Source organism: Bacteroidetes bacterium GWF2_43_63 (genome assembly GCA_001769275.1).
In the GTDB taxonomy this organism is placed as follows: domain Bacteria; phylum Bacteroidota; class Bacteroidia; order Bacteroidales; family DTU049; genus GWF2-43-63.
Genome location: MEOQ01000006.1, coordinates 20,740 through 38,266, shown reverse-complemented (window position 1 = coordinate 38,266; position 17,527 = coordinate 20,740). Strand labels below are relative to the sequence as shown.

The following is a 17,527-nucleotide window of genomic DNA, read 5'->3' as shown; positions in this document are numbered from 1 at the left end:
GGGGTAGTATTATTCACTGCCCTTGCTTTGAGGAAATATTTTCAATAGGCTCTGCAACAACTAACAAAGGGAGTTTTATTCATAGGAGATCCCGGTGCTACATAAGCCAATATCGTGTTTGTAGTGAAATCAGCTACGCCCGGGAACTTAGTACATCGGCTTAATGCTTAAAAAGGTAAGGATTAAAAACCAGTTCCATCTTCAAGACTTCGGCATTAAGCTGCAAACGTTGTAAGTTGAACGTTTTGCATTGAGCTTCTACGGCACAATTGTTGTTTCACGGCCCGCCTTAAAAACTGAAACATGAAGTACTTCACCCTGCTTTTTTTGCTGATTTCCGCTGTGGCAGCGGGACAAAACGAATTAAGTCTGAACAATAATCCGGTGGGCGGGCTCAACAACGCCAATCCAATAGATGTGCAGACCAATCAGATCAATGATGTGAATATTCAGGTTGTAAATACAGATGCAAATCCGGTGGGCGGAAATCTGATTAATCAACAGGCCCAGATAAATTACGATATAAATATAAACAACACCGGTAATGACATTCAGCAAAAAAGCGAAGGCGGAATACAGCTTCAGGTTGGATCACGCAGCAGAAGCACTTCTTCGCCATCGGCGTCGTATTCATCATCGGGATCAGGAAAGAAAAAGCATAGTTTTGTAAAAGACATTTCGAAAAGTATAAAAGCTTTTAATTACAAACACAGCGGCAAAAAGAAATTCCGCCGCCACAGCGGCAAACACAGCCGCGGCAACATTCTCAGGTGTTTTAATTAAGCCAGCTGAACGAAACAGTGTCACGGCCTATAATTCCTGGTTACACAGAGTTGCACGAAGTACGCACAGAGGCACACAGAGTTTGGTTTATTCAGGCAAAAACCGATATCAAATGCACCGAATTAAACTTTGCAAGCCAGCTTGCAGATTAATTTCGCTGCATTGGATTAAACATAACTCCGTTGTGTTTTCTTAATCGGCTTTTGTATTATACTACTAAGTTGTGCGAAGATTATTATCTTCGCACAACAATTTTTACAATGTCAGTCTTCAAATCGTTCCGGTCGTTTCCGCGCAATTTCTACACCGTTATTGTGATGGAGTTTTTCGAACGTGGCTCGTACTACGGCGTCATGTCGGTGCTGTCGGTTTATCTTGCACTTAGCGTAAACGAAGGCGGGTTGGGCTTTTCGAAAGAAAGTATTGGTGTGATTAAAAGCACAATTACGCCTTTGTTATATCTACTTCCAATCCTGTCGGGAGCGATGGCTGCTCGTTTCGGATATAAAAAAATTCTATCGCTGGCGTTTGTTCTCATGAGTTCAGGTTATGCATTGTCGAGTACGGTTTCTTCGTATCCGATGATATTTTTATGTCTGATTTTAATGGCCTGCGGTGCCGGATTGTTTAAACCGCTCATTGCAGGAACCATTGCACGCAGCACCGATGAGAACAATTCGTCGCTAGGCTTCGGCATTTATTACTGGTCCATCAATCTCGGTGCATTTATTTTTCCGCTTATTCTCATTCCATGGATGAAAACATTCGGTTGGAATTACATTTTCATCATGGCTGCTGTTGGCACAGGATGGCTATTCATTCTCAACATGTTGTCGTTCCGCGAAACAACAAAGCCCGACAAACAAAAAACGCTGAAAGAAACATTTGTTGAAATGTTTTTGGTGCTCAAAAATGTAAGATTTATTTTGCTCATTGTTATTTACTCTCTGTTCTGGATTATGTACTTTCAAATGTACGATGCCGTGTTGTGGTATGTGACAGAACAAGTCGATATGAGCGCTGTAAATGCATTCGTAAATTCTTTTCTTTCAAATTTTACGTCCTCTCCCAACTGGAAATTCGATGCCGAACATGTCACTGTCGTCAATGCTGGTGTAATTATTCTGCTGCAACTCCTCGTTTCGGCCATATTGAAAAAAACAAAACCGCTGCCGACTATGATGGTCGGAATACTGTTCGGGTCGCTTGGCATGGCCATTCTTGCGTTCTCAACTCAGGGCTGGATTTTTCTTCTTGGTTGTGTTGTTTTCACTCTTGGTGAAATGACAGCCCATCCGAAATTTATATCTTATGTAGGACTGGTTGCTCCGGAAGACAAGAAGGCGTTGTATCAGGGATACGCATTTCTGTACGGCGTGATTGGAAGCGGGGTTGGTGGAATTCTGGGCGCTGTTTTATATGTGCATTTTGTTGAACAAAACAACAATCCATCGGCGCTTTGGCTCACGTTCAGCTGCATTGGATTACTGTCGGTTATTCTGTTGTTTTTTTACAACCGCCTATTCGGACGCGCAGAGGTTTCACGCGGTAGCGCAGAGTAATTCAATTTCGCGCAGAGAGCGCAGAGACGCAGAGTAAATATTGTATCTCGCAGAGGTTTCTAGCAAAGACGCATAGTAAATACCATCTCTCGCAGAGAGCGCAGAGACGCAGAGGGAATATAATAGTTTCTCGCAGAGAGCGCGGAGACGCAGAGAGATTTTGCTTCAAGGTCTAATCAATATTTTCGTGTCTTGGTGTCATCGTGGCCAAACCATGAATTTAAATCCTTCCTGAGCGATTACCGCAAATCCACAAAAGATTATTACTTTTGAAGCTGCAATGAAAACGTACGTAATTACCGGACTTGGAAACATTGGTCGCGAATATGCGGGAACCCGCCACAATATTGGCTTTGAAGTAGTGGATTATCTTGCATTGAAACACGAAGTTACTTTTCAGCCTTCGCGCTATGCCGACATGACTTTTTATATGCTGAAAGGTCGCAAGATTGTTTTGATAAAACCATCGACCTACATGAACCTGAGTGGCAAAGCGGTTTCGTATTGGTTACAACAGGAAAGTCCGGAGCAATTTCTCATCATTGCCGATGATGTGGCGTTGCCACTTGGCACAATCCGATTGCGCAAAAAGGGCGGAGCCGGCGGACACAATGGGCTTGATCATATTATTGAAACACTGAAAACAGAAGAGTTTTCACGTCTGCGTTTCGGAATCGGCAACGATTATCCCAAAGGCATGCAGGTCGATTATGTGCTTGGACGCTGGTTTCCGGAGCAAGTGCCCGTAGTTACTGAGCGCATACAACTTGCAGCAAAAGCGGTTGAAGAATTTGTTTTGGGCGGCATGGATAATGCGATGAACAAATACAACAAAATGCCGGAGACGATATAAAAATACGAAATACAAATGTGAAGATGTGCGGCTTTGCCGATATGGCGCCTCACGTGAAACGTGACAAGTGCGGCGATGTGGAAATATTAGATGATCACTTTTATCTTTATTCTTTTGTCTTTTATCTTACGAGGATGTGGAAATGTGCAGCTCACGTAAAACGCGACATGTTCGCCGATGTGGAAAGATTAGATTCTGGAAATATTTGTAACGATTGTAACTACGTAACGCGTAACGTCTGTAACGATTGTAACGTCTGCAACGAAAAAGAATTTTAAAATGTTGCCGAAGGCACAATAAAAACTGCGAAGCACAAAAAGCGCCAACTTGTCACGTTTCACGTGAAGGCGCGACAGATGTCAGCCTGGGGCAGAGCCCCGGGAATAAAAAAATAAAAAAATCCGTCCCCAGTTTTTTCATGAAGACGGATTTGAAAGATGCGGAAATTTTATTTCAAAAGAAATTTATTCAAGAATCGGAACGAGATCTTTTTTGGGTTTACAGCCAAAGACGAAATTCATTCCAAAATGAACATTCATATATTTCCAGTTGCGCGGAAGAGTCAATTTTTGGGTTTCAAAAGTGGTGACACCAAAATCGTCTTCCTTTTCTTCGATCCATGTATAACGATTCCAGATGAGGGGCCCAAAGATATTGTCGGTTAGCATATACAATTGAACAGGGCCAAGTTTCAACGACATTCCAATGCCAAAATTGGCGTAATTGCGATTGGCGATGGAATACGTTCCTGTCAAATGCCAGATGTCACCGAATTTACGCATATACGCAAGACTGAATGACGGATGAACTTTTCTGTCGTAAAAATGCATTCGAACCATAGCAGAAACATAATCGTTTTTAGTCACCTTATAAAAAGCACTTGCATGAATGCGTGTGTTGAGCGATGTCTTGTATTTTTCGTATGTGGTATCCACCATGAAAATATCAATCAGCGAATCTTCGAGATCTTGCAAAAACGCACTGTCGCCCTGATCCATAAATTCTGAAATATCGACACCATCATAGGTGAAAGATCCTCCAGGATTCTGACTTACAAGATTCATCGGATTGCTTTTCCAACTGATGTAGCCCAGGTCGAGCACGCTCAATCCAAATGTGATTTTATCATCCAATTTGTAAGTAGCACCGAAATCAAAACCAAGTCCCATGTTTTTTGTCATGGTGAGATAATCCACCGGATACTTTTTTTCGTCCATGGTTGAATCCGACATGTTGTCAATTTCATTTGTATTGATAAGAATATCTGACGTAGCTGTAATATCAAAGAATTCACCCTCGGTGTGAAGGGTAATGTCGCTGCGACGTGTGTTTACATTCGACATTCCAAAAAGTATTTTTGCTCTGGCACCAAAGGTCCAGGTATCGTCGTACAAATAAGAATAGCCAAATGCAAATTCGCGATAATGATTTTCTGTTAGTCTAAAATTACCGATGTCGAGTGTTTGATCGAGCATAGCGCCATTGCCATAAAACGCAAACTCCATCAAATCTTTCGGATACGAAACCCGCGCAAAAGCGCGCTCAGTAGCTGAAAAATTCACATAGTGCTTGTCCTTTATTTTAAAACCAAAAGACAACAATTCTTCGTTGGCTTCAAGAAAAACATAGTTGTTTTTTTTCATGCTGTTGAGCATAGATTCAATATCCAGCTCAACAGAATCAAGCGAATTCACCGAAATCACATTTTTCGCATTGAAACCATTGTGACCAGTGCCCATGTAAAAAGAAGACAGAGCGGGCATTCCGAAATGAAATCTGCATTGCGGAATAAATGCAGGATTGGAATAATAGGATTGCGGAATAATCCGCATTCCCTGAATAATCATGTCGTTTTGCGCATTCAGCATGTTTGAGCCCGACAATCCCGCAACAAAAATCAGTATAGTTATTATTGTTTTTTTCATGGCGACCTCCTTAATCTATTTCGGAACTATTGAATTTGAGCTGTGCCTGAGCACTGAGACGAACATCCAGCTTGTAGTAGGAATAAATTTTCACAAGCTGTGTGCCCGCATTGTAGGTGTCGAGCCATGCTGTAATAACAATTTTTTTCGTGTTCTCCAGATTTCCAATGCGCGTTCCGCCAATGGTTTGTGAAACAGTTTTTGCAACAGGAGAACTCACAATATAATCTGGACCAGGACCAGGTGTGGCTGACATCAGAATCTGATCCACCGGATTCAGCAATGAGTCGAGGCGGTTATTGAGCGAGTCGCAGAAATATAGCTGAACAGTTCCATCAATCGGGAACATATTGTTGGTATACAGTTTAAACATAATCCAATCAACATGACTGAGATCTTCTCCAAAGCTGATGTCAAAAGTATCCTGCAAAACAAATCCCTCGGCTGTTCCATAAAAAGGCAGTTCGAGTTTGGCTTCAACAGCCAATCTGCTCACATCTTCCACGAAGTTTTTCACCACATTCCCGTTTGGATTGGTAGAACCTGAAACCAGGGCAAGAATTCTTTGCGGAGTAATATTCAGCGCATTATCGATGTTCGAATTACTCTTGTCAAGCATAAATGATGTTGATGATATACTACCAACAGCCGTCGGAAAATTAATATCCCAGGGGTTTGGAATACCAGAACCGGAAATAATGACCGAGGCTGGAGGATCATTGGTTCTGATTGCTTCAAGATAATCGACGGTTGATCTTATGGGCAATCCCCATCCATTATACACATTGATGTAGAGACGCGGATCTTCCCAGTTAACGGAGCCTGTGAGATTGTTATTATACACTTTAATGCCAATGGTGTCGTTGTTCAGGCTGAGATCGAACTGACCCAGATAGCCATACAAAAAGCGGAAAGACATGCCTGCAAGATTCATATTGAAGTTGGCATAAGTCGCGTTGTTCGCACTCCCGTTTCCATGAACCGTCACCTTGAAATGTACAGCCAGTCGATTACTTACCACCGAATTGTCAAATACCAGTTTGGCGCCCATGAGACTAAAACTTGTACTGCTACCCGATCCTGAATAATTCAGCGTTACAGAAAAAGGAGAACCGCCGAGCGTTGATCCCGGAATGGTCATTACGATGGTGGCCGGATAGCTCAGATCTGAATTCATTGCCATAGAGAGCAAGCCTGCTTTCAGAAACATGGAATCAAGCTCCATTCCGCCGCCCAGGGATAAATCGAAATTATAGTCGTAATCAAAGGTTTGATCACCCGACACAGTCCCCAAAATGAGGTTGTCGCTGTAGTTCATCGACTGGTCAGCAACAGGAATCAGATCTTCTGCTGATTCACTATACACAGTGTCTTCGTAAACCAGATAAACAAATTGATTTGAATCAACTACCAGAAGGTCGGTTGAATCATAATCATTCATAATATCCCACAGTGAAAGGCTGCTGTTGATGAGTGGTGCAGCTGCATTCGGATTCCAGTTGGTCGCTGTAACGGTATCCATGTCAAATTCTTCTTTGACGCAGGATGCCATGAACAACGAAGCCAGCCCGAGTATTCCGGTAGCAAGCAATAGTTTAACTTTCATGGTATGATGTTTTTTGTTAGACAATTATAATGTGAGAGCGTTGCAGAAAAAAGAATTTCAAAGATACATTATTTTGAATGCCATTGTCAATAGCCCATTGATAAAAACATTTAATCCTTTTCCACACCTACAATTTCAGACACAATGGACTTTCCATTGGCAGTGATCAGAAGGATTTTATTTTTATCAGTGACACAATCAAAAGCGGATGCATCGGACTTCAATGCTTTTTCTGCGTATTCGGAAGTTGTGGAAATGATGCCGACAACATCATCTGAATTGTGGAAAATTAAAAAATTGTTTTTGCTGCTTTTTACAACGCTGATATAATCAATGGCAGTTTCCGAAAGCTTTTCGGATGACAGTTCCTTTCCGGTTTTATCCAGCACATACATGGTGCCTTCGGAAACAACAATAATCTGATTTTCGCTTACATGGAACAATACATTTTCACCAAAGGATTTTTCTGACAATGTGTTGAATTTTCCTTCAATATTAAAAGTTATAAGAGCTCCGTCGCTGGAAAACGATGTCCAGAAATCAGCGTCGCGTGCGCCCTGAAGCGGGTTCAGTCCTTTGTTGAATTGTATTTCGTCAATAGTCTGAACTTCTTTTCCTTTGCGATCGAATATTTGCACAGAGCTTCCAATCGTTGAAACGATCAGATAGTCCTTTCCTCCAAGCGGACTGTAAAAAACACGGCTGTCGTTGTGTTGTCTCAGATCCGGTTTTAACCAGCCCTCTGTAGGTTTTCCTTCCGTTGAATAATTATTAAAAATACCATTGTTGTCGCAAAATAAAAGGCGATAGTTTTGATTGTTTTCATAGTCGGCAACCAACAGATTCGACGCAACGCCTCCGCGAACCGATACCGGAAAAGATTTTCTCATCTCGCCGTCAAGGCCAATGATATAAATGCCTTTTGCTGTTGAAAAAGCAACACTTCTTTTTTCTTTATTTCCTGACCATAGCAATTGAAAATCTCCATTCACAGCATCCCCGACTTCTTTTTTCCAAACGATCACGCCTTCGGAGTTCAGCAAATAAACATTGTCATAAACGTCGGCTGCAGCCACCCATGTTTCACCGGTTTTGAAATCTTTCAGAATCACCGGACGACCCGCCACATCGGCATCCAGGGTGGTTGCCCATGATTCCGATGATGTCGAATCCGGTTTCCCGAAAAACCAGGTGCCACTAACCACAATTCCGTCAGACTGTCGTGCGCAGGTAAGTGAAATTATTCCCGATTGTTTTTTTCCACGCGCAACGTCAAGCGATGAGATCATCGTAGTATCGCTCAGCCAGCGGTTTGTAAGATAATACTCCGCAGCTGCTGTATTGAGATAGGTGAATGTATTCCACGAAGACGAGATGTTGTTTTTCAGATTTTGTTTATACGCAGACGCGCTCAGTGTGCGGCCCGAAAGCACATCGTTGAGAACAGGTTTCAGTTGTTCCGCTGAATTTCCAATGAAAACAAACTCGTCTGTCACCGCAATACATGTTTCGGAAATCGGCTCAAACAGCGGCCCGAAAAGACTATAGGCGACATATTCCACCGGAATTTCAATCAAAGTCGCATCGCGAAAATTCAGGGTGTCCCATTCATTCGATTCAGCATAATCAAGCAAACATTCTTTTACCGCTTCGGCATCGTTAATCGGAAAAGCGCAATAAACCTCGGGTTCACGACCCGGACCCACGGCTGTTGAAAAAACACACAAGGTTCCGGTAACATGTTCATACAAACAATCCTCCAGCGATTCGGTTTCTGCTTCGTCGTTCAGATGCGCAAGTTCTTCGTCGTTGTTATATGCATTTTGCTTTTCGTTCGAAAGTCTTTTTGCATAAGCTGAAAAAAACTTTTCGAAATTCCCGAAGCCGAACGAAAATGCAGCCGACGTGTTGGCCGGCAGCATGGATAAAATAGTTTCTGTTGCATCGTTCAACGGCTCGTCGAATAAAGTCATAAACGAAGTTCCGTCTTGATTCAACGGAAACAATCCAGAAAAAACCATAACGTCATTCTGCACTTTTACATCCAGATTTCCCCAGGAAGACAATGTTGCGAGAAATGCAAGATTGACATAAGTGTCTCCTGAAACCAGCTGTCCGAGCGACCTGTAAAGCAACGGGGTGTTGACGAAAATGTTTAAAGCGCATTCATTGGATGCAGTTTTCTGTGCATTCATAAATTCTTCGCTGCGCGAAAGTCCGGACTTTTTTTCCGAGGCTTTGATTGAAAGAGATAGCAGGCGTTCCGAAACAGATCCAATGAGCAGATTGTTGCATGGATAAACAGTGAACGACTTTTTGCCTATCGAATAACAAGTGCTGCCCTCCACCGTTTTTTCGCTGAATGAAATTTTTCCGCTGCCCTGCAGATCTTCATGAATCTGCGCTGCATCTATGTTGTCGGGTAGTTCAAGCACAAACAATGTTTCTGTTTTGTTTTTTCCTGTTGGATGCAGCGACACATAAAGCTTTGATGAAGAAAGCAGATTTGGATTGTTTTCACTAACGGAAAACACCGTATCCGCCTGTTTCAGGCCATATAAGAAATCTTCGAAGGCTGGTAAAAAAGAAATATTCTGAATGGTATTGGAAAAGCTGCTGTTGTGAATTAATTCGCCCGGGTTATTGATACGAAAAACAGCAAAGGCATTGTCAGGAATAACATCAGAAGCCTCGTACGTTTTCCCGGAGGAAAAAGGTTTCAAAACAATTAGGAGAACAATAAGTATAACAACAAGCGCCCCACCGCCTGCAAGCAGGAGTGTGCGCCGGTCCAGATTTCTGAAAAACCGGATGATTTTCTTCATACTGCAAATCTAATGAAAGACCCATGGTGAAAAATGGGCTACCGAAGAAAAGATCAACACGGAATTGTTAACACCAGATTGGTCAGTACTTCTGAATAATCAGGAGCTGGGTTTCTTTGTTATTTATCTGCATGAAATACGGACCATCGGGAAGATTTGTCAGGTCTGCAGAGCCATTTGCGGTTGTTTGAAAAACAACTTTGCCATCCGTTGAGAAAATCGAAATATCCTGAGGCTCATCTGCGGAAACATGTAGAATTCCTATGCATGGATTAGGATAAAAAACGTTTTCTGAAACCTGGTTGTTGTAGATTCCGGTGCCGTTATCAACGGAGAAATTATCAATCAAAATTCCGAAATTTCCGGCGGCTGACAATGCCTGAAAGCCGAAAAAGTAAGTGCCGTTAGCCGGAACTGTAAATGAAACTGAAAGCATTTGAAAATCTGCAGAAGCAATGTCAGTAAAATCGTGCAGCATTTGTGTCATTGCAACAGACGTGTCTGCATTGCCGATGTATACTTTCATTTTTTCAGTGTAGCCGTCAAGCGCTCCTGCATACAGAAATGAAAGACTATAATTTGCTCCCTGCATCAATGTAAATCCGGGAGAGAATAGCCAGTCGTTGCCACCTGAAGTTGAAGCAGTGAAATAAAAAGGGCAGTTGGATGAATTGTAGCCGAAATAGGCCGTGTTGTCAAAGCCCCAGACTCCAGCCTGATCGGTTGGTAGATTGTTTTGATATGACCAGTCGGCCAGAAATTCATCTTCCGTGGTGTAAGAATTGAAGTCTGTTGAATAGGGGGGCGTAAACGGCCCTTGTGCTTGTAGTTGCCAGCTCATAAAAACGAGTAGAAAAAAAGAGATTTGTTTCATTGGAAAAATATTTTTGCAAAATTAGGCATCATACATCCTTTGTTGCTGAATTTCTGGCTGTAACCACCTGGCTGTATATCATTGAATATGGACAGATGTCGAATTATAGTCTGACAGGAATACGTTTGAGTCCATTTTTGGGAATTCACAAAATTTCACACGGATAAAGAATAAAAGCAATCAGTCAAAATTCTCGTATTTTTGTAATATGAAATCTCTGAAATATTTCTTTTTTCTGTTAATATCTGTCAGCCTGCAGGCACAACCCGATTTCACTACAGATTCCATTCGTCTGAGGCATTTATATGGTGAAACTGAAACCTTCGATGCCGCATTTGCGCAAATAAAAAGAATTGGCACCGATGCGCCGTTTCTCACCATCAATGCTGCCGATGGTCGTGGATTTAATAGTGAAATTTTTTCAGACAAAGTAATACTTGTTCATTTCTGGTTTCTCACCTGCGGAGGCTGCATAATTGAAAATCCGCTCCTGAACAGGATTGCAGACACCCTTAAAAGCAATCCCGATTTTCAGCTGCTTGCATTTGCAAACAATACAAACGAAGAACTGCAGCATTTTCTCGACAGAGACTCGTTGTATTTTGGAAACAGGTGGGCGGTCATAAAAAAACATCCGGAGCTGCATTTTCCCATTGTCGCTGATCCCGATGAAGCTGTATTCAATTCATTCAACAGCTGGTCCTATCCGGGCAACATCATTATTGACCGCAACGGAGTCATCCGAAAAATCATTTACCGCCACGAACTCGACATGAGTGAAGACGAATTTTTTGAGTATTTGCTGGCACAGATTCGGGAACTGCTTTGACATAAACCCCTCGAAGGGTTTGGAACCCTTCGAGGGGTTATTAGCAAAAAAATGCCGGAGGCCTTTCGACGCTCCGGCTTACTGTATGTTAGGGGGGGTTACAGTTTACATTTGTAGGAAGATTTTTCGCTGGTGTTTGACACCTGAATCAGATATAAGCCGGGTTCTGGTTTTACACAAAATTCGGCATGATGGGTTCCAGCCTGACAATTCATGTTTTGCTCTTCGATTAAGCGACCGTTGATATCAAAAAGCAATATCTGATGATTGCCGCTAACACCGGTCGAAAAGCTGACGTTGAATTCGGAATTGTTTTCCTGGTTGACCGAAAGAATGGTTAATTTTTCGTGCACGGTGTTACAGGTTGTGGTTGTAATACCCAGTTCGGTGTTTTCACCATTGAAATCCATCTGACGGAGTCTGTAATATACCTCGCTTGCAACATTGGTGTAATCGACAAACTGATACATGGTGACCGCATTGGTATTTCCCGAACCCTGTACCCGTGCGATGGAATCGAAAGTAGAACCATCTTCGGAGCGTTCAATCACAAAATAATGATTGTTGGTTTCACTGGCTGTATACCATGTCAGCAGCGGATTTCCATCGTTACAGGTAGCATTGAACTGCATCATTTCGACAGGCAGCGGAATGGTCAGCGGGCAGAAATACTGCTGGTTGGCCAGCAGTCCGGTGGAGCCGGTAAATCCCCACCAAACATTGGGATTACCTCCAAATACATTGTTGATATAATCATATACACATGAAATGCGCTGACTTCCGTCCACATACACACAAAGGGTGTTTGTTGCCGGATCCCAGGTGACTCTTAAGGTGTGCAACAATCCGTCGGCCAGCAAAGCGTCGAGTGGATCGGCCTGCACTGGACCACACAGCGGAGCGCCCCAGCCCTGCATGTCTCCGTCTATTTCAATGGCAGTGTGATCTGCGGCGATGTCGAAAATATGCGAAGGGTTGTCGTTGTCATAGGTGTCGAATTCAACTACAACCGCATTGGAAATCCCGCCGGCGCCCAGTTGTCCGCCATTATCTCCGCACTGACTGATGCCCAGCGGAGAATTCTGAAATACAAACGCGCATCCATCGGCGCCACCACCAGAAGCGCCAAAATACATCTGGATAGAATAATCAAATGCAGAAGCAAAAGAAATGGTGCCGCGGTTCCAGGCGCAACCATTCTGTGTTGCTGAAGCTGAGGTTAATTGGGCGCAATTGGCTCCTCCGGATGGGTAATTGAGCGCACTTCCATAAAGACAATAATATGGATTTGAAGAACTGCTGGTGGTAAAACTCCACACTGAACAACCGGTAGCAGCACCAGCAGCGTTTTTTGGCACAACCTTCCAGTAGTAAGTGGTGTTATCAGCCAATGCGCCAGGCAGCATAAACGCCGTGGCGGTCATGTTGGCATAAAATGCGGGGCTGGCATTTGTGCCAAAATACACATCGTACGATGAAACAATATCGCATCCTGAACTTGCAGGTGCTGTCCATGAAAAGTTGGGTGAACAGGGATCGATATTGGTGGCACCATTGGCTGGAGAAGGATTTGATGCGCAGGATGGTGCGAGAGGTGTACAGCAACCCGACACATTGGTGCCTGGGGTAGTAACCGGTTGTTGTATCGGAAGAATTACCGTTGCAGCTGCACCAAGTAATTCAAAACGCATTTCGGAAGGATAGGAGCCATCGGCCGTTCGGGTTACAATTATCACATCTCCATCAGCGGCCGAGAAGGTAAAATCTTCGGGCCCGGTCAACCCAACCAGAGCAATATTGGTAAGAACGGGAACCCCATTTACGGTTACGGTTATGGTTCCTCCATTCCAGCCGTCACCATAATCATCGGTCAGGCGTATAGTGTGCGTACAAGCAGAACATATGGTTGCGCTGGTTGTAAACGATCGTGTAATGGCGCCTGTCGCTGTTCCGAATGAATTGCGCGGGACTATTTTCCAGTAATAAGTGGTCGATGTATTCAGCGCGCCCGTATTATACGTAGTCCCCGTAAAATTGCCGACGAGCGGTGGTGTAGCGGAGGTTCCGAAATATACGTCGTACGAAGTAGCTGCATTACAGCCCGAAACAGCCGGTTCGGTCCAGTTGAGGGCAACACCACAGCAATTCTGATTGGTGGCGCCGTTTGCAGGCGTATTATAGGTGGCCAGTCCCGGGACCGGATTGGCAGCGCTGGAGGTAAACGACCATGTAAGCGCACCAACAGCGTTGCCGATGGCATTTTTAGGGACGATTTTCCAGTAATAAGTGGTAGAAGCTGTTAAAAAAGAGGTGGAATAGCTGGTGGCTGTTGTATTGTCAATAAGTGGTGGAGTGACCGAAGTCCCGAAATAAACATCATATGAGGTTGCTGTATTGCAGCCATTGGCGGTGGGAGCATCCCAGGTCAGGGTTATTCCGCACACATCCTGATCAATGGTGCCATTTGAAGGGCTGGTGTATGAGGCCAATCCGGGCACTGTCGGCGCGCAGCATCCCATTACACTGGTGCCGGGTGTGACAACAGGTTCCTGTGCAGCCAGAATGACATTGGCGGCTCCACCGGTAATGGTCACACGCATCTCAGAAGGGAATGTTCCGTCAGCAGTACGAATAACCGTAATCACATCGCCATTGGCGGCAGTAAAAGTATGGTCTTCTGGGCCTGAGCCTGCCGCCAGAGTAATGCCCGTTAAGACTGTGACGCCATTTACGGTAACATCTAGGGTGCCACCGTTCCAGCCGTCGCCAAAAGTATCGGTAATGGTAAGTGTATGGGTACAACCGGTGGCCAGGGTGGAAGTAAAGTTAGCCATGACGGTGCCAAGTGGCAAACCTGCAATTGTACCTGTTCCGCCACTCCGTGTAGCATTGCCGGTACTGGCCATGTTGGTGGCTCTCACCATCAGCCCAGTGATGGTGATTACATCTTTTTTGTTGGTGCCGCTTGAAGAATAGGTAATAGTAATCAGATTTGCTGTGACAGAAGTCATTGTTGCTGCAGAAATATTTGCACTTGCCGCAAAAGATACCGTTCCGATTGACGGTTGAAATTCAAAATTTGTGGGTGCTTGAATAATTAATGTAACATTTGTTCCTGCCGAAAAGTCTCCGTTCGCGACTTCAGTAATTACAATATTTCCCAATGGATAATATACTGAAGGAAATGTTGCTGTTGAAATATTAAGTGTGGGAGCTGTAACGCTTACTGCTGCCTGTGAGCTTTTGATTCCAGCCAATAATATAAAGGTCAGCATTAATAATGCTGCAATTTTAATGGCTAAGTTCGTTAACTGTGTTTTGCGTACTCGTATATTCATAATGCTAAATTTACGGTTCGACTGTGTTTTGTCGATTGCAAATTTAGTTTAAGCGAACAATACGGGCCTGTCGTATTACATATAAGGGTTTAAAAAATGATAAGAGGGTTGTGGATTTGACGAGAAGGACGGTTCTACTGTCAAAAGCCATCCTTAAACTTACGGATGACCTCCATAACGTTTTTCTGGAAATTTCTTGAAACAGGAACAGGCTCTGTTTCTTCATCAAAATGCACAAGATAGCCCCGCGAGTTTCCAGTTACTTTGGCAATATGTTGAATATTTACCATATAGGATTTGTGACAGCGAACCACAAATTCATATTCAGCAAGACCTTCTTCAATGGCCTTCATGGTAATATGCAAAATTTTTCGGTTAACAACCTTGTTTTGAACAAGGACAAACATACTATAGTTGCCTTGTGCCTCAACCGACATCAATTCTGAAATATCAAAAGATAAACGCCCGCTCGTTTTTTCGCTTTGCAGGGTTATCATTTTCTTATCGGGACCCGGCTTCTGCCTCATCTGGCCAATGTACTGGTTCAATGACTCAGAAATAGCGGCAACGTGCCTGACAACAAGCTTTTCTACAATTAAGATAAACAGATATAAGGGGACAATGAAGGAAGCCAGAACAATCAGCGAAAGAGACAACAGAAAGTTGAATCCACCGAAACCTCTAACATTGAAAAGAACAAACTCGGCCAGCAAAACACTTAAAAAAGCCAGCCCGAAAACAAACAAAGCATAAACATACCAGTTTTTCACTTTTTTCTGCCCCGCTACTGGCGAATAGAACACCGAGACCAAAGCAAGCGACACAATAAATGCAATGAGACCCGGATACATCCGCTCCGTGAAGCTTAGATTTCTCAATCCAACAGCGTTTTCAACAGGAACAAAGAAATAATAGAACGCAATGAAATATACGCCAAGCAAAAGCAGTAAGTATATTTTTTCTGTTTTAGAATATGATCTTATGTGATCGAGCAATAAGCCCACACGAGCATCGAAACCCTTTGCGGTAAACAGCATAACAAGAAGCAAAACGGCAATAATGACAAGAAAAATGGAGAGACTTTGCTGATTTGACTTTTCAACCTGAATACGCTCGCTGTTTTCACGAATACTTTTTAGTTCGTGACTAATAGCAATCCGCTCCACTTTTTTATTGTAATCGCTGACAAATGTTTCAATTTCGCGATTATTCATTTGCATAATGCCCTCATGATAGGCTTCGAAATGAAACAGCGCTTTGTTGGTATTCCCGGTAGCCTTATACAGCTGATGAAGCAAACCATTAACGTCCGTTATCACATTCAGATGATGCTTGTCCTTGAGTAATGAGTAGGCATCCTCCGCGTAAGTCAATGCTTTCTGATAATCATGCTCTTTGTAATAAAAACCGGCCAACCGGGAGAATGCAATCGATTTGTAATAAATACCTGTTGCATCTTTTGCGTTTTCAGTCAGACTGAGATAGGTGCTGATTCCATTTGTCGTATCTCCCGACAAAAGATAGGTTTCGCCAAGCTGTAGTTTTCTGAAATCTTCGAGATCAAGGTTTTCGTTGTCCATTTCAAAGTGAGCAACGTTGTTCAGCACAGCAATTGCTTCATCATATTTTTTCATTCCCGAAAGCGAAATACCGATATAAATGCTTGAGGAATAAACTCTGGCAACATCATTAATTTGTTTTGAAAACGCGAGCATTTTCTGAAACACGGGCAATGCGGCCTCTGGCTTTCCCATATTTAAACGGCAAAGCCCTATATTGTTGATGGCGGTAATCAAGCCCTGATGATCTGCTGTTTTATTGAAGTACTGCGCGGCATTGCGGTAGGCGTTTTCGGCCAACTGGTAATCGCGCAAACGGTAAAACGAATTTCCCACTTCAATCATTTGCCACGCAACCGATGATTGATTGGGACTCAGAGAGGAATGTCCCATCTGCCGCATAATGATGGAGCGCATATACAAATAAATGGCTTTTGGGTAGTCCTCATTGGCCGAATAAAGATCGCCCAGCTGAGACATTATATTTACCAGAGAGCCATAGCTCGAAGGCTGGCGCTGCATTTCCTCAACAATGTTTTCATAAGTCCTGATTTGCAGCGAAAGACTATCCGGTTTCTTTTCGGTGTTTCCGGTTAAATCAGGTTCATACAGCTGAGCTTGAAGCAAAGCCGGAATAAGAAAGATAACGCACAGAAAAATAATAAATGTTTTGCCCCTTGAAAACAGCATAACAACAAGTTTTTTACACCGCCCGCACAAAGATAAAACAAAAAGAAACCCGCTTGAAAAAACAAGCCCCATAAGCAATGCCCAAAAAGTGTTAATGACTCCCGACACTTGATTTAGTGCGCAAAAAGGGGGATTCCCTGTTGTCAAAAAACGGGAACGTTTTGTCAAACGCGCGTGTTTTAAATAATTTTAGGTGTTACTGTTTGGAAAAAAGCAAGTAATGATATTATTCATCTCGTAGTTTATTTCGAGACAACAACTGATGTAAATACATTTTTGACAAAAAGTGTATGCAGAAGTCCCCCCACTGCCAATAAAAAACGCCCAAATACTATTAATAATCAGGCGTTTAGTCACTTGTAAATGTACCCCGGGCGGGACTTGAACCCGCACGACCCGAAAGTCACAGGATTTTAAGTCCGGCGTGTCTACCATTCCACCACCGGGGCTTGTCGTCTGGTAAACGTTCTTTAACTAAAAACCCCCATCTTTGGGGGTCTTGGAGCGGAAGACGAGACTCGGACTCGCGACCCCGACCTTGGCAAGGTCGTGCTCTACCAACTGAGCTACTTCCGCATTTCGGACTGCAAATATACAATCATTTTTTTATTCGCAAAAAAATTTTTACTGAAATATTTACCCCCCTTTATAAAATATTCAGACCTTTACTTTCGTTTACATTT

General features: G+C 43.2%; 11 protein-coding genes and 2 tRNA genes. 5 read left to right on the top strand and 8 right to left on the bottom strand.

Annotated elements, in window-relative coordinates; all coding sequences use genetic code 11:
- Window positions 1-303 precede the first annotated feature (303 nt).
- From A2W93_06190 to A2W93_06175, 4 genes are all read left to right on the top strand, one after another.
- The gene (locus A2W93_06190) at window positions 304-783 is read left to right on the top strand and encodes a hypothetical protein (GenBank protein ID OFY56206.1); all 480 of its coding nucleotides are present in this window, start codon (window positions 304-306) and stop codon (window positions 781-783) included.
- A 260-nt stretch (window positions 784-1,043) separates the two neighbouring features.
- Window positions 1,044-2,345 (top strand): peptide permease, encoded by a 1,302-nt coding sequence (locus A2W93_06185; protein OFY56207.1) that lies wholly within the window; start codon window positions 1,044-1,046, stop codon window positions 2,343-2,345.
- 280 nt (window positions 2,346-2,625) lie between these two features.
- Window positions 2,626-3,198, top strand: a complete 573-nt coding sequence (locus A2W93_06180) for an aminoacyl-tRNA hydrolase (protein OFY56205.1) — start codon at window positions 2,626-2,628, stop codon at window positions 3,196-3,198.
- A gap of 41 nt (window positions 3,199-3,239) precedes the next feature.
- Window positions 3,240-3,476, top strand: a complete 237-nt coding sequence (locus A2W93_06175; GenBank protein OFY56204.1) for a hypothetical protein — start codon at window positions 3,240-3,242, stop codon at window positions 3,474-3,476.
- Between the two features lie 186 nt (window positions 3,477-3,662).
- On the opposite strand, the gene A2W93_06170 is transcribed toward A2W93_06175, so the two are convergent.
- The 4 genes from A2W93_06170 to A2W93_06155 form a co-directional block, all read right to left on the bottom strand.
- A complete protein-coding gene (locus A2W93_06170; protein ID OFY56203.1) occupies window positions 3,663-5,066 on the bottom strand; it encodes a hypothetical protein in 1,404 nt (467 codons plus the stop codon).
- A gap of 67 nt (window positions 5,067-5,133) precedes the next feature.
- The gene (locus A2W93_06165; GenBank protein ID OFY56202.1) at window positions 5,134-6,729 is read right to left on the bottom strand and encodes a hypothetical protein; all 1,596 of its coding nucleotides are present in this window, start codon (window positions 6,727-6,729) and stop codon (window positions 5,134-5,136) included.
- Between the two features lie 110 nt (window positions 6,730-6,839).
- Entirely contained in the window at window positions 6,840-9,554 is a 2,715-nt protein-coding gene (locus A2W93_06160) for a hypothetical protein (protein OFY56201.1), read from the bottom strand.
- Between the two features lie 82 nt (window positions 9,555-9,636).
- Window positions 9,637-10,428: a hypothetical protein gene (locus A2W93_06155; protein ID OFY56200.1), complete on the bottom strand. Its 792-nt coding sequence runs from the start codon at window positions 10,426-10,428 to the stop codon at window positions 9,637-9,639.
- Window positions 10,429-10,636: 208 nt separating this feature from the next.
- On the opposite strand from A2W93_06155, the gene A2W93_06150 reads away from it, so the two are divergent.
- On the top strand, window positions 10,637-11,257 hold the full coding sequence (locus A2W93_06150) for a hypothetical protein (protein OFY56199.1): 621 nt from the start codon (window positions 10,637-10,639) through the stop codon (window positions 11,255-11,257).
- Between the two features lie 98 nt (window positions 11,258-11,355).
- On the opposite strand, the gene A2W93_06145 is transcribed toward A2W93_06150, so the two are convergent.
- The 4 genes from A2W93_06145 to A2W93_06130 form a co-directional block, all read right to left on the bottom strand.
- Window positions 11,356-14,532 carry a hypothetical protein gene (locus tag A2W93_06145; GenBank protein OFY56198.1) on the bottom strand — a complete coding sequence of 1,059 codons (3,177 nt, stop codon included), beginning with the start codon at window positions 14,530-14,532 and terminating at the stop codon, window positions 11,356-11,358.
- Window positions 14,533-14,735: 203 nt separating this feature from the next.
- Entirely contained in the window at window positions 14,736-16,952 is a 2,217-nt protein-coding gene (locus A2W93_06140) for a hypothetical protein (GenBank protein ID OFY56197.1), read from the bottom strand.
- Between the two features lie 258 nt (window positions 16,953-17,210).
- Window positions 17,211-17,293: transfer RNA gene (locus A2W93_06135), tRNA-Leu, on the bottom strand.
- A gap of 51 nt (window positions 17,294-17,344) precedes the next feature.
- Window positions 17,345-17,420, bottom strand: a tRNA-Gly gene (locus A2W93_06130).
- Between the last annotated feature and the right edge of the window lie 107 nt (window positions 17,421-17,527).

Excerpts from the sequence above, each read along its gene's own strand:
- A2W93_06190 (OFY56206.1), top strand. The coding sequence starts at position 304 with ATGAAGTACTTCACCCTGCTTTTTTTGCTGATTTCCGCTGTGGCAGCG.
- A2W93_06185 (OFY56207.1), top strand. The coding sequence starts at position 1,044 with ATGTCAGTCTTCAAATCGTTCCGGTCGTTTCCGCGCAATTTCTACACC.
- A2W93_06180 (OFY56205.1), top strand. The coding sequence starts at position 2,626 with ATGAAAACGTACGTAATTACCGGACTTGGAAACATTGGTCGCGAATAT.
- A2W93_06175 (OFY56204.1), top strand. The coding sequence starts at position 3,240 with ATGGCGCCTCACGTGAAACGTGACAAGTGCGGCGATGTGGAAATATTA.
- A2W93_06170 (OFY56203.1), bottom strand. The coding sequence starts at position 5,066 with ATGCTGAATGCGCAAAACGACATGATTATTCAGGGAATGCGGATTATT.
- A2W93_06165 (OFY56202.1), bottom strand. The coding sequence starts at position 6,729 with ATGAAAGTTAAACTATTGCTTGCTACCGGAATACTCGGGCTGGCTTCG.
- A2W93_06160 (OFY56201.1), bottom strand. The coding sequence starts at position 9,554 with ATGAAGAAAATCATCCGGTTTTTCAGAAATCTGGACCGGCGCACACTC.
- A2W93_06155 (OFY56200.1), bottom strand. The coding sequence starts at position 10,428 with ATGAAACAAATCTCTTTTTTTCTACTCGTTTTTATGAGCTGGCAACTA.
- A2W93_06150 (OFY56199.1), top strand. The coding sequence starts at position 10,637 with ATGAAATCTCTGAAATATTTCTTTTTTCTGTTAATATCTGTCAGCCTG.
- A2W93_06145 (OFY56198.1), bottom strand. The coding sequence starts at position 14,532 with ATGCTGACCTTTATATTATTGGCTGGAATCAAAAGCTCACAGGCAGCA.